This is a genomic window from Snodgrassella alvi (assembly GCF_002777855.1).
In the GTDB taxonomy this organism is placed as follows: domain Bacteria; phylum Pseudomonadota; class Gammaproteobacteria; order Burkholderiales; family Neisseriaceae; genus Snodgrassella; species Snodgrassella alvi_E.
On the sequence record NZ_MEIK01000040.1, the window covers coordinates 188,550 to 214,197 of the forward strand.

The 25,648-nt window shown below is 42.5% G+C and carries 27 protein-coding genes and 1 pseudogene; 10 read left to right on the plus strand and 18 right to left on the minus strand.

Features of this window, described 5'->3' with window-relative positions; translation table 11 throughout:
• Window positions 1-14: 14 nt before the first annotated feature.
• Complete coding sequence (gene ptuA / locus BHC43_RS09860; RefSeq protein ID WP_100157276.1) at window positions 15-1,646, minus strand: retron Ec78 anti-phage system effector ATPase PtuA; 1,632 nt, start codon at window positions 1,644-1,646, stop codon at window positions 15-17.
• A gap of 2 nt (window positions 1,647-1,648) precedes the next feature.
• Entirely contained in the window at window positions 1,649-2,587 is a 939-nt protein-coding gene (locus BHC43_RS09865; RefSeq protein ID WP_100157277.1) for a retron St85 family RNA-directed DNA polymerase, read from the minus strand.
• 472 nt (window positions 2,588-3,059) lie between these two features.
• Between BHC43_RS09865 and BHC43_RS09870 the strand changes: the two genes are divergently transcribed.
• Window positions 3,060-4,766 carry a formate--tetrahydrofolate ligase gene (locus BHC43_RS09870; RefSeq protein WP_100157278.1) on the plus strand — a complete coding sequence of 569 codons (1,707 nt, stop codon included), beginning with the start codon at window positions 3,060-3,062 and terminating at the stop codon, window positions 4,764-4,766.
• A 260-nt stretch (window positions 4,767-5,026) separates the two neighbouring features.
• Here BHC43_RS09870 and tal read toward each other — a convergent pair whose 3' ends face one another.
• Window positions 5,027-6,082: a transaldolase gene (gene tal / locus BHC43_RS09875; protein WP_100157279.1), complete on the minus strand. Its 1,056-nt coding sequence runs from the start codon at window positions 6,080-6,082 to the stop codon at window positions 5,027-5,029.
• Window positions 6,083-6,289: 207 nt separating this feature from the next.
• Here tal and BHC43_RS09880 point away from each other — a divergent pair, with 207 nt between their 5' ends.
• From BHC43_RS09880 to BHC43_RS09915, 8 genes are all read left to right on the plus strand, one after another.
• A complete protein-coding gene (locus BHC43_RS09880; protein ID WP_100157280.1) occupies window positions 6,290-7,264 on the plus strand; it encodes a KpsF/GutQ family sugar-phosphate isomerase in 975 nt (324 codons plus the stop codon).
• Between the two features lie 41 nt (window positions 7,265-7,305).
• Window positions 7,306-7,839: a 3-deoxy-manno-octulosonate-8-phosphatase KdsC gene (kdsC, locus tag BHC43_RS09885; RefSeq protein ID WP_100140540.1), complete on the plus strand. Its 534-nt coding sequence runs from the start codon at window positions 7,306-7,308 to the stop codon at window positions 7,837-7,839.
• A complete protein-coding gene (gene lptC / locus BHC43_RS09890) occupies window positions 7,836-8,420 on the plus strand; it encodes an LPS export ABC transporter periplasmic protein LptC (protein ID WP_100157281.1) in 585 nt (194 codons plus the stop codon). Before kdsC ends, lptC begins: the two co-directional genes overlap by 4 nt.
• Window positions 8,401-8,904, plus strand: coding sequence for a lipopolysaccharide transport periplasmic protein LptA (gene lptA / locus BHC43_RS09895; RefSeq protein ID WP_100140415.1), 504 nt, complete (start codon window positions 8,401-8,403; stop codon window positions 8,902-8,904). The genes lptC and lptA overlap by 20 nt, the downstream gene beginning before the upstream one ends.
• Before the next feature lie 9 nt (window positions 8,905-8,913).
• Window positions 8,914-9,657 carry an LPS export ABC transporter ATP-binding protein gene (gene lptB, locus BHC43_RS09900; protein ID WP_100157282.1) on the plus strand — a complete coding sequence of 248 codons (744 nt, stop codon included), beginning with the start codon at window positions 8,914-8,916 and terminating at the stop codon, window positions 9,655-9,657.
• A gap of 6 nt (window positions 9,658-9,663) precedes the next feature.
• Entirely contained in the window at window positions 9,664-11,043 is a 1,380-nt protein-coding gene (rpoN, locus tag BHC43_RS09905; RefSeq protein WP_100157283.1) for an RNA polymerase factor sigma-54, read from the plus strand.
• A gap of 69 nt (window positions 11,044-11,112) precedes the next feature.
• Window positions 11,113-11,445, plus strand: coding sequence for a ribosome hibernation-promoting factor, HPF/YfiA family (hpf, locus tag BHC43_RS09910; RefSeq protein ID WP_100140417.1), 333 nt, complete (start codon window positions 11,113-11,115; stop codon window positions 11,443-11,445).
• A gap of 197 nt (window positions 11,446-11,642) precedes the next feature.
• Window positions 11,643-11,846 carry a glycine zipper 2TM domain-containing protein gene (locus BHC43_RS09915; RefSeq protein ID WP_100140418.1) on the plus strand — a complete coding sequence of 68 codons (204 nt, stop codon included), beginning with the start codon at window positions 11,643-11,645 and terminating at the stop codon, window positions 11,844-11,846.
• A gap of 64 nt (window positions 11,847-11,910) precedes the next feature.
• On the opposite strand, the gene BHC43_RS09920 is transcribed toward BHC43_RS09915, so the two are convergent.
• Window positions 11,911-13,476, minus strand: a complete 1,566-nt coding sequence (locus BHC43_RS09920; RefSeq protein ID WP_100140419.1) for a TerC family protein — start codon at window positions 13,474-13,476, stop codon at window positions 11,911-11,913.
• A 275-nt stretch (window positions 13,477-13,751) separates the two neighbouring features.
• On the opposite strand from BHC43_RS09920, the gene yihA reads away from it, so the two are divergent.
• Entirely contained in the window at window positions 13,752-14,402 is a 651-nt protein-coding gene (gene yihA, locus BHC43_RS09925) for a ribosome biogenesis GTP-binding protein YihA/YsxC (RefSeq protein ID WP_100157358.1), read from the plus strand.
• Between the two features lie 133 nt (window positions 14,403-14,535).
• Here yihA and BHC43_RS09930 read toward each other — a convergent pair whose 3' ends face one another.
• The 14 genes and pseudogenes from BHC43_RS09930 to hisB form a co-directional block, all read right to left on the minus strand.
• Window positions 14,536-15,945 (minus strand): sensor histidine kinase, encoded by a 1,410-nt coding sequence (locus BHC43_RS09930; RefSeq protein ID WP_100140420.1) that lies wholly within the window; start codon window positions 15,943-15,945, stop codon window positions 14,536-14,538.
• 40 nt (window positions 15,946-15,985) lie between these two features.
• Window positions 15,986-16,669, minus strand: coding sequence for a response regulator transcription factor (locus BHC43_RS09935; RefSeq protein ID WP_100157284.1), 684 nt, complete (start codon window positions 16,667-16,669; stop codon window positions 15,986-15,988).
• 162 nt (window positions 16,670-16,831) lie between these two features.
• On the minus strand, window positions 16,832-18,640 hold the full coding sequence (locus BHC43_RS09940; protein WP_180297478.1) for a PglL family O-oligosaccharyltransferase: 1,809 nt from the start codon (window positions 18,638-18,640) through the stop codon (window positions 16,832-16,834).
• 104 nt (window positions 18,641-18,744) lie between these two features.
• A complete protein-coding gene (gene tatC, locus BHC43_RS09945; protein ID WP_100157359.1) occupies window positions 18,745-19,509 on the minus strand; it encodes a twin-arginine translocase subunit TatC in 765 nt (254 codons plus the stop codon).
• Between the two features lie 18 nt (window positions 19,510-19,527).
• Window positions 19,528-20,004, minus strand: coding sequence for a Sec-independent protein translocase protein TatB (gene tatB, locus BHC43_RS09950; RefSeq protein ID WP_100140423.1), 477 nt, complete (start codon window positions 20,002-20,004; stop codon window positions 19,528-19,530).
• Window positions 20,005-20,013: 9 nt separating this feature from the next.
• Entirely contained in the window at window positions 20,014-20,214 is a 201-nt protein-coding gene (gene tatA / locus BHC43_RS09955; RefSeq protein WP_100157286.1) for a Sec-independent protein translocase subunit TatA, read from the minus strand.
• Between the two features lie 86 nt (window positions 20,215-20,300).
• On the minus strand, window positions 20,301-20,651 hold the full coding sequence (locus BHC43_RS09960) for a phosphoribosyl-ATP diphosphatase (protein ID WP_257378019.1): 351 nt from the start codon (window positions 20,649-20,651) through the stop codon (window positions 20,301-20,303).
• 12 nt (window positions 20,652-20,663) lie between these two features.
• Window positions 20,664-21,077: a phosphoribosyl-AMP cyclohydrolase gene (gene hisI / locus BHC43_RS09965; RefSeq protein WP_100140425.1), complete on the minus strand. Its 414-nt coding sequence runs from the start codon at window positions 21,075-21,077 to the stop codon at window positions 20,664-20,666.
• 50 nt (window positions 21,078-21,127) lie between these two features.
• On the minus strand, window positions 21,128-21,895 hold the full coding sequence (hisF, locus tag BHC43_RS09970) for an imidazole glycerol phosphate synthase subunit HisF (protein WP_100157287.1): 768 nt from the start codon (window positions 21,893-21,895) through the stop codon (window positions 21,128-21,130).
• A 33-nt stretch (window positions 21,896-21,928) separates the two neighbouring features.
• Window positions 21,929-22,255 (minus strand): hypothetical protein, encoded by a 327-nt coding sequence (locus BHC43_RS09975; RefSeq protein ID WP_100140427.1) that lies wholly within the window; start codon window positions 22,253-22,255, stop codon window positions 21,929-21,931.
• Window positions 22,256-22,403: 148 nt separating this feature from the next.
• Window positions 22,404-23,144: a 1-(5-phosphoribosyl)-5-[(5-phosphoribosylamino)methylideneamino]imidazole-4-carboxamide isomerase gene (gene hisA / locus BHC43_RS09980; protein WP_100157288.1), complete on the minus strand. Its 741-nt coding sequence runs from the start codon at window positions 23,142-23,144 to the stop codon at window positions 22,404-22,406.
• Window positions 23,145-23,193: 49 nt separating this feature from the next.
• Window positions 23,194-23,841, minus strand: coding sequence for an imidazole glycerol phosphate synthase subunit HisH (hisH, locus tag BHC43_RS09985; RefSeq protein WP_100157361.1), 648 nt, complete (start codon window positions 23,839-23,841; stop codon window positions 23,194-23,196).
• A 147-nt stretch (window positions 23,842-23,988) separates the two neighbouring features.
• Window positions 23,989-24,696, minus strand: coding sequence for an ATP-binding cassette domain-containing protein (locus BHC43_RS09990; protein ID WP_100157289.1), 708 nt, complete (start codon window positions 24,694-24,696; stop codon window positions 23,989-23,991).
• 291 nt (window positions 24,697-24,987) lie between these two features.
• Window positions 24,988-25,569, minus strand: a pseudogene (gene hisB / locus BHC43_RS09995) (imidazoleglycerol-phosphate dehydratase HisB); the annotation flags it as partial.
• Window positions 25,570-25,648 lie beyond the last annotated feature (79 nt).

Consider the following 25,648-nt stretch of genomic DNA (forward strand, 5'->3'; position numbering starts at 1 on the left):
AATAAATATATGTTTTAATGATTATTCTTTTTGACAATAAATTTTTTAAATTCAATTAAATTTTTACACTTTAAGATTTCAGGGTGGTCTGAACCAAAATGTTTTGTTAGTTCACTGAATAAATTTTCTGCCTCAGACGTATTAAATTTGTTTTCTTGTATATATTGATAAAATTCATGTAATTTTTTCACCTCTGCTATATCTGGAACCGATTTAGTATTCATAATTTGCTCCAATACATCAGAACTCATTACCCCTCTTGTCTGAAACTCTGGCCTTCGGGTAATGAAAACATTCTCATCAGTTTCCAAGATTTGCCTGATTTGTCTCTTATAAACAGTACTCAGTACTTGTGGACTATGTGTTGTCACAACAAACTGAATATTTGGAAAAGTTTTAGTTAAATTTATGAGAATGTCTTGTTGCCATTTCGGATGTAAATGTAGTTCTATTTCATCTATCAGTACAATTCCTTGTCCATTTAATGGATTTTCCAGCTTAGGATTCAGAATTAATAGGCGATAAGTTAAATCTGCTACTATACCCAAAAATATTTTTTGGCCATCAGATAATTGATTAATATTTAGCTTTTCATTTCCTAATTGAATAAATATTTCATCTCTGCCCGATGATATATCAACATAGATATCATTTATTTCTGGCATGCACTGTTTGATAGCTTGTTTTAATATTTCAATTTTTTTGTAATTTTCATCATCATCAGACTTTAAATTATTGATTTGACTACTCTGTTCCAATATCAGATTTAATAATATAGATTCATCTATTTCAATATTTTCTTGTGGCAATAATTGCTTAATTCTTTGTTTTAATTCTTTTTGATAATATGAGTTTAAATTAATTTTTTTCCCTTTTTTATTTAAGCGTATAAACCATTCTCCAAAATGTCCCAGCGCTTTTTCATCTTTTAAACAATCATCATATACATCAAATCGATTTTCTAAATCTAATAAAGTGGAAGAAGCAGGTTTTAATTTCTGACAAAAACGGTTCACTGAATAATTAATAAACAATGGTAAATTAATTTGATTTTGACTGTTAACTACTCGCCAGATACTGGCTATAGATTTTAAATTCATTACTGAGCTGTCTTTTTTCTTAGCAACACCCTTAACCGACCGTGCTAATGAAGCATTAACATATTGATTGCCATATTTAAACTTTGTAAGTATTTCTCCATTGTCTTTGGCATCGTTTTTAATATCGTTATAGTTTAATAAACTACCATTGCCATTTTCTTTAATTAAATTACTGGTAATCCAGCTCAAGGTTTTGGCAATACATTGCAAAATAGTTGTTTTACCTAAACCATTTTCTCCTATGATTACAGTTAAATCATCTTCAAATTCAATATTAAGAGAATGAAATTTTTTTATATCGATTAACTTTAATGTGTCGAGTACAAACCGATTTTTTGGACTTAATCCTGCAATCAAAGGCTTCTCAATTAAAGCTTCAATAAACGCCTTACATTTCTGAAAGTATTTTTCTTTTTTTTCTGAAGAAGATAATATATTTTTGTCATTGCTATAAAACTCAAATAACTGATATGTAGAAAATAAATTTCCATTTTTGGAATTTTGTTTTAAATGTCGCATGAAGCTTTTATCTTTGTTATTACTCACATCTATTCCTTCATAATATTTTCAATTATTTCTTCACCATATTTCCGCATCAACGATTTTATAAAAGCAATTTCAACGCTTTTACAAAAGTTTAATAATCCTTTCAAATATTGTATATCGTTTTTATCCAATTGAGCACATTGATATTGATGTACCAAAGCACGTATATATCTTTTACGGTTTCTGCCTAAAGATAGTTTGTTATTATTGGTAATAGTGATACCAGTGATATGTCTATTATGTGCTTTGGAAGAAAAAACTGTTTTTCCATTATTGACTCTTAAATTGTGACCAAACAGTAGTTTTAGGGTTTTATCAACCTCGGCAGGGATTGGATACAGAATATTTTTTGAATTCGTTGAAAAGGTTAAATCATCTGCATATCGGGTATACTTTATTTCTCTAGCATTACAGTATTGTGTTATTAAATCATCGAAGCCGTACATTACAAAATTGGAAACTGATGGTGAGCTGGGCGCGCCAATACTCAAAATCAATTTTTCCTGCTTCTTCCTTTTAATATTTGGATTCCAGAATAAAAGCCTACTAAAAAAATCTTTTTCGATTATGTTCAATACACCCGGATTGATCTTCTCCCATTCGTTCCACAATATAGCTGGTGTGATGGAATTAAAAAAATTTTCAAAATCCATTTTCAGTAAATATGAATTATCCTTATGAAAAATAGCATTTTGTTGGATATTCTTATTTTTCTGATAGGCCATTGCATATTCATGTACTGGCATCTGAGTGGAAAAAATTTCAATAAATTTTCTCTGATATTCTTTTAGTTGCTTAGTCGGTTGAGCAATTACTCTATAACCATGTGTTCGTTTAGGTATTTTATATACTTTATACATTTTAGGCGCATTATGCAGAAATATAGCTAACTCTCTTGCAGATATTTTCAGGCTTTCGGCAAATTTCAAAAATGCTTGCATCTAGCGCACCCAAAATTTATATTAAATATAATACAAAAGCCCACAGCTCTAATGACTCTGGGCTTTTCAATCTTTACTAAAGAACGCGAAAGAAGCAGTTTCTGAGACCGAGAATCGGGATTAGAAACTGATTCTTTCGCAACCAATTCCACTCAATAAATTAGAGTCCGGCTAAGCACCAGACTAGACAATTACGTCCGTATCGCTAAAGATTGAATTGATAATATCTAGTGTTTGATAATTAATCAACTATTTTCATTTATTAGTTGCTTATTACATGACGTTTAAATAAATTTTTATTATATTCAATGATTAAATTGATAAGCCGTTATATGTAGTTTTATAAATATTTAGACAACTTCTATCTATCTAACATTAAAGTTAAATTTATACTGTTTCATAAGAATAATTCAATTTACAATTATCCTGTTTTAACGACAACATTTCAGATTCCATTATAAGGAAATACTCTATGACATCCGGCCCTACACTTCTCCCTATCACCGAAGTTGCCCGCAACTGCGGCATCCCCGAACAATACCTGATTCCTTACGGCCGTGAAGTGGCCAAGGTAGATTTGAGGGTAATCCAGTCGGAAGCCAAGCAGGGCAAGCTGGTACTGGTGTCGGCAATTACACCAACGCCTTTGGGAGAAGGTAAAACGGTGACCACCATTGGGCTTAGTCAGGGGCTGAATTTTATTGGGCAGAAAGCTATAGCCTGTATCCGTCAACCTAGTTTGGGACCGGTATTCGGGGTAAAAGGCGGTGCGGCTGGCGGTGGCAAGGCACAGGTGTTGCCGATGGAAAAGCTGAATCTGCATTTAACCGGTGATATTCACGCGATTACAGCTGCACATGATCTGGCTTCAGCAGCTTTGGACGCGCGCTTATATCATGAAGAACATCTGGGCGAAGATTTTACGGCACAAACTAAGCTGCCACGGTTGAATATTGATAAAAACCGTATTGTCTGGAAACGGGTGATTGACCATAACGACCGTGCTTTGAGGCGGATTAAGGTTGGTGTGGGTGGCGGTGCCAATGGGGTAGAACGCGAAGATGGGTTTGAGATTTCAGCCGCTTCAGAGCTGATGGCGATTCTGGCACTGGCGACAGATTTACAGGATATGCGCCAGCGTATTGGACGCATTATTCTGGCTTATGATACGCAGGGCAAACCAATTACGGCGGAGCAATTAGAAGTAGCCGGTGCAATGACGGTGCTACTGAAAGATGCTATTAATCCGAATCTGATGCAGACGGCAGAGCAGACACCAGTGCTGATTCATGCTGGCCCTTTTGCCAATATTGCCCATGGTAATTCTTCGGTACTGGCAGATAAGGTGGGATTGCAACTTGCTGATTATGTGGTTACTGAGGCAGGGTTTGGTTCGGATATGGGTATGGAGAAATTCTTTAATATTAAATATCGTCAGACCGGCGTAGCCCCATCCTGTGTGGTGCTGGTAGCCACAGTGCGCAGCCTGAAATCCAATAGTGGGCGCTTTAATATCAAACCGGGTCAGCCTTTGCCAAATGAAGTTACCCAATGCAATGTGTCGCTTTTGGCAGAAGGCAGTGCCAATCTGGGCTGGCATATTCGCAATGCGAAAAGCTATGGTCTGCCGGTGATTGTGGCGATTAATCGTTTCCCTTATGACCATGAAGAAGAGCTGGAATATGTGCGCCAGTATGCACTGGAACAAGGTGCCAGTGCCTGTGAAATCAGTGAAGCGTTTACTCAGGGTGGAGCGGGTACGCAAGCTTTAGCCCGCCACGTGGTGGCGGCATGCGCAAAGAATAATACAGTTACCCTGCCCTACGCGGACAGTATGCCGCTAGAAGAAAAAATTCAAACTATGGCGAAGAAATATGGAGCACGGCAAGCAAATCTGTCGGAGTGGGCCCAACAGAATATGGCGGAAATCCGCCAACTAGGACTGGATCATTTGCCTTTGTGCATGGTGAAAACGCCGTTGTCTATCAGTGCTGACCCAAATCTAAAAAATGTGCCTACTGATTTTGATATCGATATTGCGCGCTTGCAGGTATCAGCCGGTGCAGGTTTTATTCGGGTGTATGCGGGTAATGTGATGACGATGCCGGGTCTGGGTACTTTACCGGCTTACCGTCAGATTGATATTGATGCTGAGGGTAATATAGTTGGTTTGCATTAATGTTGTCTTAGTCGAATAATATTCAGTTGTTTGATTAGTGTTATCAAAGCCACAATGGTTACTATGCTGTTGTGGCTTTTTTAATTTGCGAATAATGAACAACAGGATGGTATTGTTCAGATAAATCTGAGTGAGGATTTCATCTTTTGTATCAAATAAGTATAAATTTTCAGATGTATTTATTTCTATTGATGGAATAAACATAACAGGTACAGTTTGACCAATGATAAAACTGTCCTGTTATGTTTTCAATTTACTGCTTAAGCCAGTGGTTGTAATAAAGCGTCAAAGGCATCGACAAATTGCTGCAAGCCTTCCTGTTGCAGTCTGCTGGCAAGTGATTCGAGGTTGATACCTAGTTGTTCGATTTCAATCAGTACGCTTTTGGCCTGTTGTACTTCCTGAGTAAGGGTAGCTGCTGCGCGGCCGTGGTCAATAAATGCTTTCAGGGTATTGGCTGGTACTGTATTGATGGTATCTGATCCGATAATGTTCTCTATATAGCAGACATCTGAATAAGCCGGATTTTTGGTGCCAGTAGAGGCCCAGAGCAATCTCAATGGCGCAGCCTGCTGTGCCGCCAGATCGGTAAATTCACGGCTTTGAATAAATTCCTGCCATTCGGCATAAGCGGTTTTAGCCAGTGCAATAGCGGTTTTTCCCTGTAAGGAAGCTGGCAAAGTGATATCCAGTGCACTATCAATGCGTGATAAGAAGAAACTGGCCACTACTTGAATACGGTTAACAGGCAGATTCTGTGCCAGTCGCTGGCGCAGGCCAGCTGCATGCGCCTGCCATGCTTTCTGTAGCTGGGCTTTAGAGAAAAGCAGGGTCAGGTTGACATTGATACCTTGTGCCACAAGTGTGGGTAAGGCTTGTATGCCGCTATCAGTAGCAGGTACTTTTATCATGACATTGGGACGATCAAGCTGCTGCCAGAGACGTACGGCTTCAGTAATGGTGGCCTGTGCATCATCGGCCAAATCAGGCGCCACTTCCAGACTGACCAATCCAGCTTTGCTATCACTACGCTCATACAGTGGCAGGCAAACATCACAGGCAGCCTGCACATCTGCCACGGCCAGTTGCTCGTAGCGCTGTTTTGGGGTGAGCGCTTGTTGTTTGAGGTGGTCGATGTCGTTTTGATACAAGCGGTCACCCGCGAAAGCTTTCTGAAAAATGGCCGGATTGGAAGTCACGCCACTGATACCGCTTTCCAGCATTTGTGCTAGCTCTCCCGACTGAATCAGACTCCTGGAAAGATTGTCCAGCCAAATCTGCTGTCCCAGTGTGTTGACTTGTGCTAATACGGCCATATTTATTCCTTGTGGTAAATATCTGTTAGATATGTTTTGTTAAGGTTAATCAATTGATTGAACCAGTTACGTTTACGTTGAGGTTTACTCTAACGAGGCTTGGCTATTTTGACAAGTTCCTGATGCAAACAAAATGACCGTTATCAGGTTATAATCAGGTTAAATTTGTTGTGTCTTTGTTTGCGTTTTTCTGCTGCAGATGGTGTTATGAACATTCAGGATAAATATTTGGACTGGGGCAAAGAAGTATTTGCTATTGAAGAACAGGCTGTACGCGAAGTTGCAGCCAGTCTGGATGAGCATTTTACTGCGGCTGTGGCCACGATTCTTGATTGTCGTGGCCGTGTGATTGTCACCGGTATGGGTAAAAGTGGCCATATTGGGCGCAAAATTGCTGCTTCGATGGCATCTACGGGTACGCCTGCTTATTTTGTTCATCCGGCCGAGGCGGGACATGGCGATCTGGGTATGATTGTAGATGGAGATGTGTTGATTGCACTGTCCAACTCTGGTGAAAGTGAAGAAATCCTTGCTTTGATACCGGCAATCAAACGCAAACATGTACAGCTCATTTGCATCACCGGCAGAAATGATTCGAGTATGGCCAGACATGCTGATATACATGTGTGCGCTCATGTCTCACAGGAGGCTTGTCCATTGGGGCTGGCTCCAACGTCTAGCACAACAGCGGTAATGGTATTAGGAGACGCGTTGACGGTAGCACTGCTACGGGCGCGCCAGTTTACTCCGGAAGATTTTGCACTGAGTCATCCGGCCGGTAGTCTGGGTAAACGGCTTTTGTTGACAGTGGCAGACGTGATGCATGCTGGTTCGGAAATGCCGCTCGTTCAGGAAAATACTCTGTTGCGACAGGCAATCGTAACCATGAGCGAAAAAGGCTTGGGTATGCTGATTGTGGTAGATGGTAACGGGCAACTTAATGGTTTGTTTACAGATGGCGATTTACGCCGTCTGTTTCAAAGCAATCAGCAATTGCAAGACTGGGTGATGGCCGATGTGATGGGCCACGCACCAAAAACCATTACGGCGGATCGGCTAGCGACGGAAGCTTTAAAAACAATGCAGACAAATAAAGTTAATGGTCTGGTGGTGATAGATGAATTGAATCATCCTGTTGGCGCGCTGAATATGCATGATTTATTGCAGGCACGTATTGTTTAGGCGCGTTGAGGAGTGATATTAAGGGTATGTTGATGAATGCAATGATGTCGGCTACTGCACGATTACAGGCTGCAAAGCAGATCAGGCTGTTTATTATGGATGTAGACGGTGTATTGACTGATGGCCGTATCTTTATCAGAGATAACGGAGAAGAAATCAAAGCATTCCATACTCTAGACGGGCATGGGCTGAAAATGCTGCACCGACACGGAATTCAGACTGCCATTATAACCGGACGCGATGCCCCCTCGGTGGGCATTCGTGTTCAGCAACTGGGTATTAAGCATTACTTTAAAGGAATTTCTGATAAACGCAGTTGTTATCAGCAACTGCTTGAACAGCTGCAACTTTCAGAACAGCAATGCGCCTACATTGGAGATGATGTGGTGGATTTACCGGTGATGAAGCACTGTGGTTTGGCCGTGGCTGTGCCAAATGCACATGCACTGGTATTACAGCATGCTGACTATGTCACTGAGGCTGCCGGCGGTGCTGGGGCAGTGCGTGAAGTATGTGATTTACTGCTGGATGCACAAGGATTTATGGCAGCGGAAATGGCGGAGTATCTGGCATGAGTGTGCTTCGTAGCCGCGGTAACTGGGCGTTTCCACTGATTCTGGCAGTGGCGCTTGGCGGTGTAAGTTTCTGGCTTGACCGCATTACTGAAGTTAAGACAGTGGAAATCCCGCTCAATCCGAAAGAACCGAAATACGTTATCAATACTATTCACGGTGAAAGATTTGATGATAACGGCCAGCTGAGTGAATCCATCCAAGCCTCTGCTGCACGGCAGTTTCCTCAGCAGACGGTGATTTATATCGATAATCCCGATATGAGTCTGTACAAAAATGGTACTGAGTTGTACCGGATTCAAGCCAAGAGCGGCCAATATTACACCGACAGCCGTAAAGTAGATTTGCTTGGTCAAGTAAACTGGCTCAAACACCAAGTGGGTGATGAACCGGAAGGACAACTGCAAACGAGTATTTTACATGTAGATACTCAGACTCAGGTAATTAAAACTGATGCGCCGGTTGCGTACAGATATGGTATGTCGAGTGGGACATCACAAGGTTTTGAATATGACAAACAGCGTGGTTTTTTAAATCTTCCCGCGCGTGTAAGGGCTATTATTTATGATCCGCATTCACATTAGTGGTAAAGTTCTAGCAGCCATGCTGCTGCTGACTGGCAGTATGCCCCTCTGGGCTCTGGACAGTGACCGGCAACAACCAATACAGATTGAGGCTGATCAGGGCTCTCTGGACAAACAGAATCAGACAACGGTATTCACTGGTAATGTTAAGATGCGTCAGGGCACGATGTATATGAATGCTGCCCGTGTTACCGCCCACAAAGATAATGCCGGCAACCAAACCATCATTGCAGACGGCAAACCGGCAACTTTTGGTCAGCAGCTGGAAAAGGATGGCATGGTATTTGGTCACGGTGATAATGTCCATTATGAAAGCCAGAGCGGCATAGTTACTATTACAGGCAACGCTCAGGTAAACCGCGGGGGAGATATGGCTCGTGGTGCTGTGATTGTTTATAACACCAATACCGAGGTTTATACGGTGAAAAGCGCGCCTAAAGGGCGTGTACACGTGATTATCCAACCGCAACAGAAAAAGAAATAAGCCAATCCCATGAATGAAACTCCTACTGCGCCGCAAAGCCAGCTCTATGTCAGCGGCCTGAAAAAAAGTTTTAAACAGCGACAAGTAGTCAACGATGTTGCTTTGGAAGTAAATAGTGGTGAGGTAATCGGCTTACTGGGACCAAATGGTGCCGGTAAAACCACTAGCTTCTATATGATTGTGGGACTGATTGCAGCTGATGGTGGCTGCATCACGCTGGATGGTCAGGATATAACACATCGGCCGATTTACGAACGCGCCCGTTTGGGTCTGGGTTATCTGCCGCAGGAAGCTTCGATTTTCCGTAAAATGACGGTAGCACAGAATATCAATGCAATTCTGGAAATCAGCTATCCGCCGGAAAAACGTGCAGAACAGCTGGAATTACTGCTGGCAGACCTGCACATAGAACATTTACGTAATAATACTGCTCTTTCGCTATCTGGCGGTGAACGCCGCCGTGCAGAGATTGCACGGGTACTGGCGATGAATCCGCGTTTTATTCTGCTGGATGAACCATTCGCCGGAGTGGACCCAATTGCACTGATAGATATTCAGAATCTGATTTCTTTCCTGAAACAACGCGGTATCGGCACCCTGATTACCGACCACAATGTACGTGAAACACTACGTATCTGTGACCGAGCTTATATTATCAATCAGGGTAGCGTTCTGGCTTCCGGCGTACCGGAGGAACTGGTTAATAATGAACAGGTACGCGCTGTTTATTTAGGTGAGCACTTCGAGTATTAGGTGCGTATGCAAAAGCCTGCCGCTCAACTCAAACTCAATCTTACCAATCGTCTTAGCCCCAGACTGCAACAGTCGTTACAGGTGTTGCAATTATCTGCACTGGAATTACAGGAACTGGTATCAGGCTGGTTGGCTGATAACCCTTTTCTGGAAGAAATTGAAAATCCAGCTGAAGATATTAGCCCTCAGACTCAATATGTACAGCCACCTCAACATGGCTTTATACAAAATGAAAGCGATATCTGGGAAACACTGGCGGATGAACCCGATATGTATACGCTGCTGCGCCGGCAGGTATGCGAGTTTGATTTAGATGTAGACACAGCAGCACAAGTTTATTTTTTGATTGATAATTTAAATGAACAGGGATATCTGGATTGCAGTCTAACTGACCTTGTAGAAAATTCACCACTGGAATGGCGGCTGGATGAAACCGAGCTTGCTCATGCTCTTTCTATTCTGCAACAGTTTGAACCAGCCGGTGTGGGCGCACGTAATTTGCAGGAATCACTACTATTGCAGGTGGATAACCTGCCAGACTCCCACGATGCAAATAAAAAAAACATTCAAAACTGTGCACGGTTACTAATCAGCGACTATTTCGGACAATGGCTAAGTACCCATCAATTCAAACAGCTATGCCGTCAACTACCACAGTTTTCCACCGCCACACTCGAAGCAGCCTGCAAACTGATTGGCTGCCTCAACCCTTTCCCCTGTTATGGTTTACCAGACGGCCACGGTATTCTGGCAATACGCCCAGATATGGAAGTATTTGCTGATAACAATGGCTGCTGGCAGATTCGTACTCTGAGTAATGCGTTTCCTCAATTGCGGATAGAGCCAGCTGCGGAAGATTTGTTACAACAGCCGCATCCGGAAATAGATACCATGTGTAAAAACAAGTGGCAGGAAGCTCAAACTTGTCTACATAGTCTGCAGATGCGCAAAAACACCCTGCAACGTCTGGGTGAATGGATTGTGCAGCAACAGCAGGATTTTTTCAGTTTCGGTTCGCTGGCTTTGGTTCCGTTAACCATTAAGGAAACGGCACAGACACTTGAGCTTGCAGAAAGTACCATTTCCCGCGCCATTAATCAGAAATACCTTACTTGCTCTCAAGGTGTTTTTCCTCTGCGGTATTTTTTCAGCCAATCTGTAGCCGCAACGGATGATGGTGCAGGCAACAGCCAAACAGCAATTAAATCTTTGCTGCAAAGCATGATAAACGAAGAAGATGCAAAGCATCCCTATTCTGACGCCTATCTGGTCAGCCAGCTAGCCAAGCAAGGAATTAAACTGGCGCGGCGTACAGTGGCAAAATATCGTGAGGCCTTGAAAATTCCTCCGGCGCACCAACGTAAAGTAAAGTTTAAGAATTACTAATTAACTGTTTACATTCTTTAAAATTTGTTTGGTCTTCACTAAAACCCTTTTATTAAAAGGAGTCAGGCTATGAATCTTAAATTTGTTGGACAGAATCTGGATGTCACCCCTGCTTTAAAGGATTACACACTAAACAAGCTAGAACGCATTAGCCGCCATGCGGATCAGGTAATCAGTGCCACCGTTACATTTTCAGTACTAAAAGTTCAGAAAAAAGCAGAAATCAATTTACATCTTTCGGGCAAGGACATTCATATTGATTGTGTAGACAATGATATGTATGCAGCTATTGACTGTCTTATGGATAAACTAGATCGCGCCGTGATTAAATATAAGGAGAAAAAGCAGCCTTCCCGTGAGACACCAGAAATCGTGGCTGACACTATTAAAGAAACAGACTAGCTGGCCGCCCCTCTTTCTATATCAGAAAACTGCATTATTGTTAATAATGCAGTTTTTCCACCAGTCTGTCTTCTCACTGATATAATTAATACAGTAATAATATATTGTTGACTTTCTATACATTCGCCAGCAATATAGCAATATAATGAAGAGTTAATACACACGATAAATCTATTTTCTTACAAAGAGGCATATATATGAAATCCAAAATGAAGACATTAGCTGTAATAGCCGCAGTAGCAGCATCTCTTTCTGCATGTGCAGATATGACTCCGGCTCAGCGCCACACTGCCGAAGGTGCAGTAGTGGGTGGTATAGCTGGTAACCTGATGGGTAAAGACACAGGTGCCACCTTAGGTGGTGCTGCATTGGGCGGCGTAATTGGCAGCCAGATTAAATAAGCAAGTACGAAATGAATAAAGCCTGCTGTTCTAGCAGGCTTTTTTATATTCTGACAAATTAAGATTATTCCGGTTCAGGAAGCTCAATTTTGCTGATGCGCACTCTTTCCAGCCGATGTCCGTCCTTGCTTAAAACTTCAAAACGATAACCAGCATAATCAATGGTATCCCCTACATCCGGAATATCCTGCATCTCTTCCATTATCAGTCCGGCTACTGTGTGATATTCGGCATCTTCAGGCAAAGTTGGCAAATGTAGATGCTGAGCCAATATTGCATATTCAAGGCTGCCATCTACCGTAACACTTTGGTCAGCATTTTGCTGAATACTTGGCGCATCAGCACGTTCATACTCTTCTGGAAAATCACCGGCAATGGTTTCCATCAAATCCTTCATGCTCACAAGTCCGAGTACAGCACCAAACTCATCCACTACCAGTGCAATATCGGCACTGCGTGAGCGGAACAATTCCATGGCATCCAGCACAGTACTGCTGTCTGGTAAAACCAGTGGTTGACGCAGTGCGGCCTGTATATTCAGTGCTTCACCTTTGAGGAGCTGATTCAGAAGATCTTTTTTATTAACAAAGCCCAACGGTTCATCAATACCAGCTTTGCCAACCACCACCAATCTTGAAAAAGGTGTGTCTTGTAACTGCTGATGCTGCTGCTCACGCGTTTGCGATAAATCCAGCCGCTCGATATCACTGCGCGGCGTCATTACACCCATGATGGGGCGCTCGGCCAGCGTCAGCACACTCCGAATCATGGATTTCTCATTTTCTTCGAAGTGCTCGTCATCTTCGGTTGGGGTACCATTCTTGGCCAGTTCCTTCTCACGCAGCCCCATCATACCCAGCACACTGTCTGCGGTACGGTAGCGCCACGAACGGCCAATCATATCGTTACGACGGGTATTTCGCGTAGAAATCTGATTGAAAATCTCAATTAGTATGGAGAAAGCAATGGCCGCATACAAATAGCCTTTGGGAATTTCAAAATGTAGACCTTCAGCAATTAGACTGAAACCAATCATCAGCAAAAAACCAAGACATAACATCACCACAGTAGGATGGCGGTTTACAAACTCGGTAAGTGGACCACTCGCCCATATCATCATCCCCATCGCGATTATCACAGCCATCATGGCAACAGTGATATGTTGCACCATCGCGACAGCTGTAATCACAGAATCAAGTGAAAAGACCGCGTCCAGTACCACTATTTGTAAAACCACACTCCAGAAACTGGCATAGACAGCCACATTGGTAATCGAAGCCATAGCGGTATGGCCTTCGAGGCGTTCATGTAATTCAGTGGTGGCCTTATACAGCAAAAACAATCCACCGCCGAACATAATCAAGTCTTTAACCGATATGGCAAAACCTCCAATATGCACAAACGGCTTCGTCAGGGTGATAATAAATGACATCAGTGCCAGCATCACAATCCGTATCAGTACGGCTAGAGTTAAGCCGGCGATACGAGCATGGTCGCGCTGTTTCGGACTGGCTTTATTCGCCAAAATAGCCACAAATACCAGATTGTCGACACCTAGAACAATTTCTAGAATTACCAGGGTAATCAGTCCCACCCACGTGGCCGGTTCTCCCAACCAGCTAAAATCCATTTTCTTTTCCTATACGTTAAACGGAAACAGGCAGCCTGCTGCATGAGCAAAGCTGCCTGAAAATCAGAGAAAAACAGTCTACACGCACATTCCTGCGGCCCGAGACGCCGTCTTTCATCTGAACATTTCCTAAAAATAAACTTCTTATCAGTTTAGCAGTATGCAACAAAAAATCAAGTACCACACCATTAATCCGGCGTTAACATCTGTTTTCGAAGCCGAATCAGACTTAAAAACATGGTATGCTACAGCCTTATTTTCATATTTTGTTACTCATGAATCTGTTTCGTCACGCCCGTTTCTATACTACCGTTAATCATTTAAAAGACCTGCCAGATACACCTGCAGAAATCGCTTTTGTTGGCCGAAGCAATGCAGGCAAATCCAGCGCCATTAATACTCTCACTAACCACACGCGTCTGGCCTACGTTTCCAAAACGCCAGGACGTACCCAACATATAAACTTTTTCGAACTGACAAACGGCGGGTATATGGTGGATTTACCCGGCTACGGATATGCTCAGGTACCAGAAGCAGTACGCAGACACTGGGTCAGTTTACTGGGAGATTATCTACAGACACGGACTCAGCTTATTGGGCTAATTCTAATTATGGATGCACGCCATCCGCTGAAAGAGCTAGACAAACAGATGCTGGATTTTTTCGCAGTAACCAATCGTCCCGTGCATATTCTTTTATCCAAGGCTGATAAATTATCCAAAAATGAGCAAATTAAAACTTTAGCCAGTGTCAGAAAAGCGTTACAACCATACATTGCTCGCCAGCAAGTTTCGGTACAACTTTTTTCCAGCCTAAAAAAGCAAGGTATGGAGGAAGTTAATCAGATTGCTGCAAGCTGGTTTGCTCAGAATGCTACCCTGCCAGCGATTGAAACCGAAACACCTGCCTCTAAGGCAGGCGAGTAATTGATGTGCTTCAAGACAAACTTACACTAAAGCTAGAGAATTCTTCAGCTCAACCAGAAATACTAAGCAATTAAACACAAAGCCGGATAAAGACTATTACTTTATCCGGCTTAATTCTTCAGTAATATATTAATCAACTCTTATTCTTCTGCCGATTCCGGTTTCTACTTGGTGTAAATTTAGGCAGCAAAAAATGCATACTCAGGCCTTTCGGCTGTTGATTATCTGCGTATATCTTGCCATGATGGCGATCAATAATATGTTTGGTTAGAGCCAGACCAAGCCCCGTTCCTGGCTTATTGGCACTGCTGTCCGCACGATAAAAAGCAGTAAAAATATGCGGCAGCTGGTTTTCAGCAACCCCCGGACCATTATCACTGATATCCACCTGCCATTGCTGCTTACCGCCCTCATGCAGATGAATTTTGATTTCACTACCATCTGGGCTGTAATTAATTGCATTACGAACCACATTATCAAAGGCGCGGTACAAATAGCTTTCATTCGCCTTCACCATTGCCGTATCCGGAATATCACACTGCCAAGATAAAGTCTGCTGATGCTGCATGGCTACCGCCTGATTGTCTTCAACAATCTGCTTGATAACTGGCACCAAGGCTAGCGGTTCCAGCGTTATAGGTAAATCAGACGTTTCCAGTCGAGACAGTGTGAGTAGTTCACCAACCAGCAAATCCATACGTCCAAGTTCACTTTCCAGCCGCTGTAAATGCTGTTCCTGCTTCTGTGGTTGTACCTGTATCAAGCCAATAATTGCCTGCATGCGAGCCAGTGGCGAACGCATTTCATGCGAAACGTGATGCAGCAAATGACGTTCTTTTTCCACCAGTTTTTGCAATTTATCCGCCATATTGTCAAATTGCACTGCCAATGAATAAAGTTCATCACGTCGTTCTGATAGCTGATGAGACACACGTGTCTGTAGGTTGCCATGAGCCAGCCGATCCATACCCCGCCACAACACACGAATTGGCTGGGTAATATTATTGGCCAAAATATATGCTGTAAGCAGACCAACAATAATAATAAAGCTGAGAATTATAAATTCGTGCCAGACCGGTGCAATCGGCAAACCGGGAATAAAAAACGGGCTAGGAGGACGTGGTGTACGCTCATGATTCCAGCCGCGAATCATAAACAGATATTCCTCGCCAAGAGAATTATAGGATATCTGCACCAGTTTTGAATTAGGATGCGACAAGGCAAACTCATGAGCCTTATCAATGTCCTCAGGGTCTATAGGACGGCCAAGAATATCATTTTTGTTATCACCGGTAATAACATAAAGATTTTCACCGCCCGGACTGTTTCCCCATTCCAACAATTGCTCACGAATACCGGCATCACCACGTGCTTGAAAGGCATTCATGGTACTGCTGAGCAAATTTTCTTCAAAATTTCGCTGTTGCTTGAAGCGGGTCTCAGCAAGCGTATTCTGCACCAGCCAAAAAGAAGAGCTGGCCACAAAAATCGCACAAACAATCACTGCGCAGAATGTAGCAAATATACGGGGAAACAGTTTCATAATTTAAAACAGGCTGTTTAACAACAGCCTGTATTCTGGTTCAGTTTTTAACAAACAGATAACCCAGACCACGTACAGTCTGAATCAGACTAGCATTGCCCAGCTTATGCCGGATACTAGAAATATGTACATCAATGCTGCGGTCAAATTTAGCCAGTTTGCGATCCAGAGCTTCCAAAGACAAAGTTTCCTTACTTACCACTTGTCCTGCATGGCGCATTAGTACTTCAAGCAGATTGAATTCTGTGCTGGTCAGCTCTAATGGTTCTTCATCAATGGTAACCTGACGTTTGGCTGGATAGAGCACTACCCCACTGGCTGAAATACTGTTAGGAATACCATTTTGGTCGTTGTCTTGACTCTGGTGTGTACGACGTAAAATGGCATTGATTCGAGCCAACAATTCGCGAGGCTGGCACAGTTTTGGTACATAATCGTCTGCACCCATTTCCAGACCTATAATTCGATCAATATCGTCGCCTTTGGCAGTCAACATAATAATTGGAATCTTACTTTGTACACGTACCGTTTTCAGCACATCCAAACCGTTCATTTTCGGCATCATGGAATCCAATACCACCACATCGTACTGACCGGTTAAAATTTCTTTCACACCTGCTTCGCCATCGGCAACACGACTCACTTCCAGCCCTTCAGCTGTCAAATATTCAGTGAGTAACTCTGTCAACAAATTATCGTCATCTATTAATAACACACGATTCATATCATCCTCCTAAATGGAAGTGCACATTCTGTATTGACTACAGACGTATTTACTATATTTACACTTGATATCTTAACATGTAGGTTGGAATTATCTTTACAATAGCAAGGCTTTTGCTCACTTTTTCATTAAAAACCACAATGTTAAATATCTGTCTGAACACTACATACAATTCATTTTCAGCGCACTTTGCTGCTGATATTTCAGGCAATCCTGCTGCATTTGTTGTATTGCTGCGACGGAATATGGTTGATTTCTAATTCTGCTTATAAAACTAGGAATCATTCCGGGATAGTAATGACTTACCTCTGTAAACCAGTCATGAGCAGCAGTTTTTTGCTGTGCCTGCTCAAGGTAAAGTCCACGTATAAATGTGTTGCTGTAAGGTCGATATCTTCCCGCCAACAATGCCGCTTGTTTACCCCATAATGGTAAAAAAGAATCAGTAACATTCAGTTTTTCGATAATAGCCATGTCAACATAATAACGCATAAAGTACATATGCTTACGCAAATTATGCAATTTGTTCATTTGTTCAACCTGCGCTATCTGACCATTAGCACGAACTTTTAAAAATTGTTGATACAGCAGCATCTGCCAGATCATCATCAGCATCGCGATTAAAGCCAGAATTGCTCCAGCCTGATTGGAGCTCTTTGAAACAGGCCGACAGGATTTGGCCAATTGAGCCCGCGTAATCGGTGTCAATGCCATAAATAGTACAAATATAGCAAGAAAATAGCTGTACCAAAGTGGATATTCCAACATACTGTGGCACAAAGAAACCAATATCATACTTATTAAAACAATTGACGCCGGATTAAATCCCTTGCTTAGATGTGGCCAGATCACCCAAACAAAACAAGCAAATATAATTAACAGACCAGTAATACCTGTTTCTGCCAATAGCTGTAATACCAGATTGTGGCAGTGTGTAAATAGCACCGTGTTTTCATATTGGCGGAAACCATTCGGATACACATCTGCAATTGCAAATCCCTGATAGGCATAGCTACCCCAGCCATAACCAAACCATGGCGCACTTTTAAAAATTAACCATGCCTTATGCCACTCCATATGGCGCCCTGACTGAGCAAACCCACCCTGCTCCAGCCGAGCAGTACCAGACTGAAAACTAATATGCAGAAAAAAATCAAACAGTGGACTCAATACCAGTTGAAACAGCAATACCAAACCAATGGCAATAGCCAGTTTCATTAAAAAACGATTAGCAGCAGAACCCGCACGCCAACGCCAGAAAAACAGTGATAACCCGATAACCAGCACATACAGAATAATCGTACGCGAACCAATCAGCCCCATTACACCAGTAAACCAAAATAGCAATGGCCAAACTACCCAGTTCGGCAGGCGCCGCTGCTGCCACAAAAAACACAAAGCCAGCACACCCCACATCAGGTAATGTCCTAGATGATTGCGCTGAGCTAGCTGACCATAAATATAATGATTTCCTGGTCCACGCAATATTCCCGGAATCCAGCTATTTACACCCACAAACTGCATTAAACATACTAGAGACTGTAATAGCACCCCCAGTACCAACGCCATAGCCAAAATCGTAACAGCCTGAGTCTGGCCAATGCGAATAACCCATCCACGCGCCGCCCAAGCAAGTATAGCCATTACCACAAAAACTAATGCGGTCAGGTCGGACTGACTAGTATATGTAAGATTCATTACTCGTGCTTGTATCACAAGCAATAGTGCCAACACCAATAGTACAATACTACTGTTGGGCAATGAAAATTTGGTTTTGCGAGTCAATACCGTCAGCCCAGCAAGACAAAGCACAAAAAATAATGTTCCTGTTTCCAGATAAAAACTAGACAGGGTACCTACGCGCCAGCTAGACATAAACGGCACAATGCACAGCGACAACATTCCCAACCACCAGACCCATGTAGCTGAGCGGTAAATATTCGAACACGAATCAATTGGCGACTGATCCATACAATTCTCCATCGAACAACGTCGTTAACTGTCTTGAATTTATTTATAAACAGGCTGCCTGAAAATGTTCAGGCAGCCTGTTTATTTCAGTATAAAAAATTAATTTATCGTTTCTGTACCGGATATGATAAAGAGCTCTTTTTCCTATCACCGCCAACACAACGACACACCAAAACCCCGATCTCATAAAGAAGAATCAATGGGATCGCAAGTAGCGTTTGTGACAGAATATCTGGCGGTGTAACTACTGCCGCCACGACAAATGCGCCAACCACAACATAAGGGCGAGCTTTTTTTAACTGAAGTACAGATACTACCCCTATTCTGTTTAACAGAATTACCAGTACCGGAACTTCAAATGTTACTCCAAATGCCACAAACATACCTAATATAAAAGACAGATATTTGTCGATATCGGTAGCCATGCTTACCCCGACAGGTGTAATACCAGTCAGAAAACGGAAAATAACAGGAAAAACCAGATAATAGGCAAATGCCATTCCAAGAGCAAACAAAAAGACACTGGCAATTAATAGAGGCAGTATCAAACGTTTTTCATGACGATAAAGGCCAGGAGCTATAAAGGCCCAGACTTGATATAACGTATGTGGCAATGTTAATAAAAAAGCGGCCGTCATTGTCACCTTCAAAGGTACAAAAAACGGCGCAATTACCTCGGTTGCTATCATATGCTGTCCAGCTGGCAGATTCACCATCAAGGGCTCAGCAACAAAAGTATATATTTTCTGTGCAAAAGGCACCATAATTGCAAAGCATAACAATAGAATAGCCAGAATCCACATCACACGGCGACGTAATTCCAACAGGTGATCTATCAGTGTCAATTCAGTATTTTCATCTACCGGCATTACTATTACTCTGCTCATTTATCCGTGCCGGCGTATACGCAATTTAGGCGTAATACGATGTCGGGGACGCATATCGCGCCTGCGTTGTATCGCCTGCCGATGCAGCGAAACCCGATGCACCAGCGGAGCATCAGACAAATTGGTACCACTGTAGTGCAGTGGCTCGGAAAGGTTTATCTTGGTTTCGGTCTCTGCTGCTTCATCAGTAGCAATCTGACGTTTTAATGCATCTACCTCGCCACGTATACTACGTACATTATTATTAACATCAAGCTCAAATGACCGCGCAGCGGCCTCAATACTATCACGTGCTTGTCTAAATTCTGCTACCCCAGTCTGCTCGCTTAGTTCGGTTTTAACATTATTGATGAAATTCTGAATACGTCCCACCCAGAGACCAGCACTGCGTGCCACCTTAGGTAGACGTTCCGGTCCCAGAACCACCAGAGCAACTACTGCAATCAGCAGAATCTCTCCAAAACCCAAACCAAACATAAATACCTTCTAAACTTTACTATCGTCTTTATTATGTTCGATTACATCATCTTTTTTCTGTCCTTCACGATCACTTTCATTCAGACCCTGTTTAAAATCATGTACAGCACCGCCCAGATCTTTACCAATATTACGTAACTTTTTGGTACCGAAAATCAGTACTACAATCAGCAATACCACTGCCCAGTGCCAAATTGAAAAACTACCCATGATGCTTTTCCTTTACCTCAACTACTTAAAAAAACATGCGCCCGCAGTATGAAGACAGCAGCGCATATTCAGAAATTTGGTTGTAATTACTGCGGCTGACGACTGGCTTTTTCAGCCAATCCAGACACATGCTGTCGCTGTTGTAGCTCCTGTAAAACTTCTTCTACGCGAATCTGATGATATGTCAGCAATACCATCGTATGAAACCAGACATCAGCCACTTCTTTAATCAAATGATGCTTGTTACCGTCCTTGGAAGCCATCAACACCTCGCCTGCTTCCTCGATAACTTTCTTCAAAATTTTATCTTCACCACTTTGTAATAACTGAGCTACATAAGAAGTCTGTGGCGAAGACTCGCGTCTGGAATCCAGCACATCAGCTAATTCAGTTAAAATCATGGCTACATCTGCTGCATCCGGCTTAGTTATCATCATGTTCTCTTTATTTTATTTATGCTTCTGCACACACTCAGACTGGGTATATATTTCATTTTCTGATTTAATAACAGGATCGGTACTTATCCAGTCATTATTCCGATAAATGCGGTAAAAACAGCTAGCATGTCCGGTGTGGCAGGCAATACCACCCTGCTGTTCAACCAGCAAAACTAGCGCGTCACCGTCACAATCCAAACGCAGCTCATATACCTTTTGCGTATGCCCAGACTCTTCACCTTTCATCCACTGCCTCTGTCTTGAGCGGCTGTAATAATGTGCAAAACCAGTAGCTACAGTCTGTCTCAACGCTTCGGCATTCATCCATGCCACCATCAGCACGCGCAAAGTGCGTCTGTCCTGAACCACAGCGCAGACCAATCCTTTATCATTCCACTTTACCGCATCCAAAAGCGTATTGATCACAACTATTGTCCTTATTTTCTAACAGACATTCAACCTATATATAGGCAAAATTAAATACGCATTTCAATACCAGCCTGCTGCATGGCTAATTTAGCGTCATGAATCCGTACTTCACCAAAATGAAAAATGCTTGCTGCAAGTACCGCATCAGCATACCCCATCTGCACACCTTCAATCAGATGCTCAATATTGCCAACACCGCCCGAAGCGATTACTGGCACACTGACAGCATTACTTACCGCTCGGGTAAGTGGTATATTGAAACCAGCCTTAGTCCCATCTCTATCCATGCTGGTTAGCAAAATTTCCCCTGCTCCACGCAAGGCCATATTTTTCGCCCATTCCACAGCATCAAGTCCCGTTTGACGCCTGCCACCATGGGTAAAAACTTCCCAGCGTGAATTTTCAGCATCCACTGCTTTAGCATCCACGGCCACAACAATTGCCTGATTGCCAAAAAAAGCACTGGCCTCATTAACAAGGTCTGGATTGCTGACAGCGGCTGTGTTAATCGAAACCTTATCTGCACCGGCATTCAGAAGGCGGCGGATGTCTTCAACACTGCGCACACCACCTCCTACAGTCAGCGGAATAAATACCTTACTAGCTACCGCTTCGATAACATGCAAAATCGTATCGCGATTATCTGAGCTAGCAGTGATATCAAGAAAAGTAAGTTCATCCGCACCCTCATCATTATAGCGCTGGGCAATTTCCACTGGATTACCGGCATCGCGCAGAGAGATAAAATTAATCCCTTTCACTACACGCCCATTGTCTACATCCAGACACGGAATAATGCGTTTGGCTAAAGCCATAATGCCATCTTTCTCAGCTAAACTATATGGTAATTATTTTATCCAGTGCTCAACCAAAGCAGGAATATTTAATTGTAAATAGTAATAGATAACGCCGACTACAATCGAATAAATAAGCGCACTGATGGTACCCAGTGCAACAATATCAAACAGCCAAATTGCGATAAAGACAAAAAACCATTGCACAATCCAGCCTAGAAGCCATGCACTATTCACATCCGGCCATGCATGCTGCATAATACAATTAATCCCTATCATCGCAATGATATAAATGCTGGTTTCAAAAAAAATCTGCCTTGACCGATTCATGCTAAGAACCAACCACAATGCCAAAATCAGGGAACTTAATATATTAATCATTACTCGGTCTCCATAAGTACTGTAAGGTTATTGTTAAATAAAATATTCAGCTTATCTATCACCTAGCAACTCTGATCAAAATATACAGATACTTTACAGCTACAGCATAAAACTGAATGCAGATATTTTGATGCACATAAAATGAGAACTAGTGTTCGTACTGATCCGCTATTTTCTGTGCTGTTGCCAAATCGAGCGTACCTTCATAAATAGCACGCCCAACAATGGCTCCGGCAATGCCATCCTTTGCGACAGCACACAGGGCTTCCACATCCGCCAAATCAGTTACCCCACCAGAAGCAATAATGGGTATAGATGTCTGTTGAGCCAATTTGACTGTGGCATCAATGTTGACCCCGCTCATCATGCCATCACGGCCGATATCCGTATAAATAATACTATTTACGCCATCATCAGCAAAACGTTTGGCCAGCTCTGTTACCTGAAAATCTGTTATCTTCGCCCAGCCGTCTGTTGCCACCATCCCATTTTTTGCATCAATTCCAACAATAATTTGCCCAGGAAAGGCAGCACAAGCCTGACGCACAAATTGCGGGTTGTTTACCGCAGCAGTACCAATAATGACGTAGCTCAAACCCAGCTGCAAATAGCGTTCTATTGTATGCAAATCACGAATTCCACCGCCAAGCTGCACCGGCACATTATCTGCCACCTGTTTCAGTATATCTTTGATTGCGGTCATGTTTTCAGGTTTTCCGGCAAACGCCCCATCCAAATCCACCAGATGCAAGCGGCGAGCGCCCTGTGCACACCAGTGCAAAGCCATCTGTGCAGGATCATCAGAAAATACGGTGGCCCGCTCCATCAGGCCTTGTTGTAAGCGCACACACTGTCCGCCCTTTAAATCAATTGCAGGAATCAATAACATATTAAATTCACATAATCTAGACGAGTTGAAAACAGATACTTTAAGGACACTACTGCGTACCATCCCACTTTAAAAAATTACCTAGCAACTGCAAACCCGCCACATGGCTTTTCTCTGTATGAAACTGTGTGGCAAATACATTATCTCTGCCCACAATACAGGCAAAATCTTCACCATAATCTGATATACCCAATACCAGAGATGATTCCTGCGGCGCTAAATAATAACTATGTACAAAATAAAACCATTCATTCTGCAATATACTGGCAAATAGAGGGTGCTGCTGAGTCTGATGAACACGGTTCCAGCCCATATGTGGTATTTTCAGCGGACGATTATTCACAGCTACAGTGGATTGAAACCGCTTAACACAACCAGGAAACCAGCCCAAGCCGGATGTATTACCTTCTTCGCTGTGTTCAAACAGTAGCTGCGCACCCACACAGATGCCGAAAAACGGTTTACGCTGCAATCCATCCATTAATGCTTCTGCCAAACCGCTTTTCAGCAAAGCCGCCATACAATCTGGCATGGCACCCTGTCCGGGAAAAATTATTTTGTCTGCTGCATAAACCTCATCCGGTTCAGACGTCAGCATAATTTCAGCCTTAATCTGCTGTAACTGACCAGCCGCCTGAACTGATTTCAGCACCGAATGCAGATTACCCATACCATAATTGACAATAGCTACTTTCATTTTCACATCTTTATCAAAATTTACTTTATTAACTTTAAGCAAGGTAATCCGGAATTTGGTTAAAAATAACGGGCTGTATGCAAATAAACAGCCCGTTATCATACCTTAAACCAAGTTAACTGAAAATCTGAAACCAAACCATTCTCATTATACGTAGCTAAAATTCCAAAGTGGAAAGAAACCACTTTCTTCCTTTAGCATCTCCATAGGTTCGGCTTCCACATTAATTTCTACATTATTATCTTGTCGACAAGCCAATTCTTTCACATCCAGCTCACTGGCTAAAACCAGTCCATCCATCAGCAATGCTTTCATTACTGTCTGCAAATCAACATCCCTGTCTGCTTCAGCATGCTGCTGCATCGCTTTATTCAACAAAATGACTTGTGGCCGCACACATAAACTGCGCGCCACCGCTACTAGAAACTGTTCACCAGCGGATAAATCTGCCGGAAATTTCAATGCCTGACGATATAAACTCACCTGAGACAGATAATTTAATGCTTTACTATGCGCTTCTAAACGATCCAGATGCAATACCTTCATTTGCATCAATGTCAGATTATCGACCACATTCAAATGCGGAAACAGATCAGCATGTTGCCACACTCTCACTATCTTAGTTGTAGCATCTTGAGACTGTTCAGTTTGCAAATCGAACTGCATTAATTTGTCTAAATAATATTCAGATTCAAAATCAGGCAGAAAACTAGCCTGAGTTTCATACTTCATATTCTCAGCATCGTTGTGCTGCCAATATTGGATAGGCCTTACATCAATTACCATTACATCATCATTCATTTGTCTACCTTGCTCTAAATCAAGGTCGTTACATATTCCAATCAGCTTATCCATATCCGAACCTGTCAGACTGGCAATAAAAAATTACTCAAACGGCCATCAAACCCGACAGATACACACTATCACAAAAAAACAAAAAAATACACAAATAAAAGAATATTCATAAATGTTAATTATAAAAAATTTTATTTGCACAACAAATTGAATAAACACATTATTATACTTATAACGATGTTTACATTAACACCTTATCTGTTCTTTCAAAGCAGTAAATCACATAAGCAAGATTAAAAAATAATCCGCTAATGTACACTCATTAACGGATTATTGAAATCAACCTAATATTTATGCAGTCAAAGTACCCTTAGTAGAAGGCATTACTCCAGCCATACGCTCATCCGCAGCTACAGCCATACGCAGAGCACGACCAAATGCCTTGAAAATTGTTTCAGCCTGATGATGCGCATTCACACCACGCAAATTATCAATATGCAGCGTCATCATTGCATGATTGACCAGCCCGTGAAAAAACTCACTAAACAAATCAACATCAAAGCGTCCGATTAACGCACGGGTAAATTCAACGTTATACACCAGTCCCGGTCGTCCCGATAAATCAATCACGACACGGCTTAGCGATTCATCCAGCGGCACATAACTGTATCCATAGCGGGCAATCCCACATTTATCGCCTAACGCCTGCTTCAGCGCCTGCCCCAGAGCAATCCCAATATCTTCAACAGTATGATGGTCATCAATATGTACATCGCCACGACAGCGGATATCCAAATCAATTAAACCATGACGGGCAATCTGATCAAGCATATGCTCCAGAAAGGGCACTCCCGTATCAAACCTGCCTACACCAGTACCATCAAGATTTAAACTTATCTGAATTTTCGTTTCACTGGTATTTCGTGTAATCTTCGCAGTTCGCATGCAATTTTCCATCCGCAGAATCATTGATAAGCTTGCGGGCGTATATTGCCAGCAGCATCCCTCTATT

What these genes read in the sequence shown, in the direction of transcription:
- BHC43_RS09940 (WP_180297478.1), bottom strand. Translation starts at nt 18,640, where the DNA reads ATGGATCAGTCGCCAATTGATTCGTGTTCGAATATTTACCGCTCAGCT.
- BHC43_RS09990 (WP_100157289.1), bottom strand. Translation starts at nt 24,696, where the DNA reads ATGGATAAGCTGATTGGAATATGTAACGACCTTGATTTAGAGCAAGGT.
- BHC43_RS09920 (WP_100140419.1), bottom strand. Translation starts at nt 13,476, where the DNA reads ATGGATTTTAGCTGGTTGGGAGAACCGGCCACGTGGGTGGGACTGATT.
- BHC43_RS09865 (WP_100157277.1), bottom strand. Translation starts at nt 2,587, where the DNA reads ATGCAAGCATTTTTGAAATTTGCCGAAAGCCTGAAAATATCTGCAAGA.
- tatB (WP_100140423.1), bottom strand. Translation starts at nt 20,004, where the DNA reads ATGTTTGGTTTGGGTTTTGGAGAGATTCTGCTGATTGCAGTAGTTGCT.
- kdsC (WP_100140540.1), top strand. Translation starts at nt 7,306, where the DNA reads ATGATGTCGGCTACTGCACGATTACAGGCTGCAAAGCAGATCAGGCTG.
- BHC43_RS09935 (WP_100157284.1), bottom strand. Translation starts at nt 16,669, where the DNA reads ATGAATCGTGTGTTATTAATAGATGACGATAATTTGTTGACAGAGTTA.
- tal (WP_100157279.1), bottom strand. Translation starts at nt 6,082, where the DNA reads ATGGCCGTATTAGCACAAGTCAACACACTGGGACAGCAGATTTGGCTG.
- BHC43_RS09930 (WP_100140420.1), bottom strand. Translation starts at nt 15,945, where the DNA reads ATGAAACTGTTTCCCCGTATATTTGCTACATTCTGCGCAGTGATTGTT.
- tatA (WP_100157286.1), bottom strand. Translation starts at nt 20,214, where the DNA reads ATGGGTAGTTTTTCAATTTGGCACTGGGCAGTGGTATTGCTGATTGTA.
- BHC43_RS09960 (WP_257378019.1), bottom strand. Translation starts at nt 20,651, where the DNA reads ATGATGATAACTAAGCCGGATGCAGCAGATGTAGCCATGATTTTAACT.
- rpoN (WP_100157283.1), top strand. Translation starts at nt 9,664, where the DNA reads ATGCAAAAGCCTGCCGCTCAACTCAAACTCAATCTTACCAATCGTCTT.
- BHC43_RS09915 (WP_100140418.1), top strand. Translation starts at nt 11,643, where the DNA reads ATGAAATCCAAAATGAAGACATTAGCTGTAATAGCCGCAGTAGCAGCA.
- hisF (WP_100157287.1), bottom strand. Translation starts at nt 21,895, where the DNA reads ATGGCTTTAGCCAAACGCATTATTCCGTGTCTGGATGTAGACAATGGG.
- BHC43_RS09870 (WP_100157278.1), top strand. Translation starts at nt 3,060, where the DNA reads ATGACATCCGGCCCTACACTTCTCCCTATCACCGAAGTTGCCCGCAAC.
- yihA (WP_100157358.1), top strand. Translation starts at nt 13,752, where the DNA reads ATGAATCTGTTTCGTCACGCCCGTTTCTATACTACCGTTAATCATTTA.
- BHC43_RS09880 (WP_100157280.1), top strand. Translation starts at nt 6,290, where the DNA reads ATGAACATTCAGGATAAATATTTGGACTGGGGCAAAGAAGTATTTGCT.
- hisH (WP_100157361.1), bottom strand. Translation starts at nt 23,841, where the DNA reads ATGAAAGTAGCTATTGTCAATTATGGTATGGGTAATCTGCATTCGGTG.
- tatC (WP_100157359.1), bottom strand. Translation starts at nt 19,509, where the DNA reads ATGCCGGTAGATGAAAATACTGAATTGACACTGATAGATCACCTGTTG.
- hisA (WP_100157288.1), bottom strand. Translation starts at nt 23,144, where the DNA reads ATGTTATTGATTCCTGCAATTGATTTAAAGGGCGGACAGTGTGTGCGC.
- lptB (WP_100157282.1), top strand. Translation starts at nt 8,914, where the DNA reads ATGAATGAAACTCCTACTGCGCCGCAAAGCCAGCTCTATGTCAGCGGC.
- hpf (WP_100140417.1), top strand. Translation starts at nt 11,113, where the DNA reads ATGAATCTTAAATTTGTTGGACAGAATCTGGATGTCACCCCTGCTTTA.
- lptC (WP_100157281.1), top strand. Translation starts at nt 7,836, where the DNA reads ATGAGTGTGCTTCGTAGCCGCGGTAACTGGGCGTTTCCACTGATTCTG.
- lptA (WP_100140415.1), top strand. Translation starts at nt 8,401, where the DNA reads ATGATCCGCATTCACATTAGTGGTAAAGTTCTAGCAGCCATGCTGCTG.
- BHC43_RS09975 (WP_100140427.1), bottom strand. Translation starts at nt 22,255, where the DNA reads ATGATTAATATATTAAGTTCCCTGATTTTGGCATTGTGGTTGGTTCTT.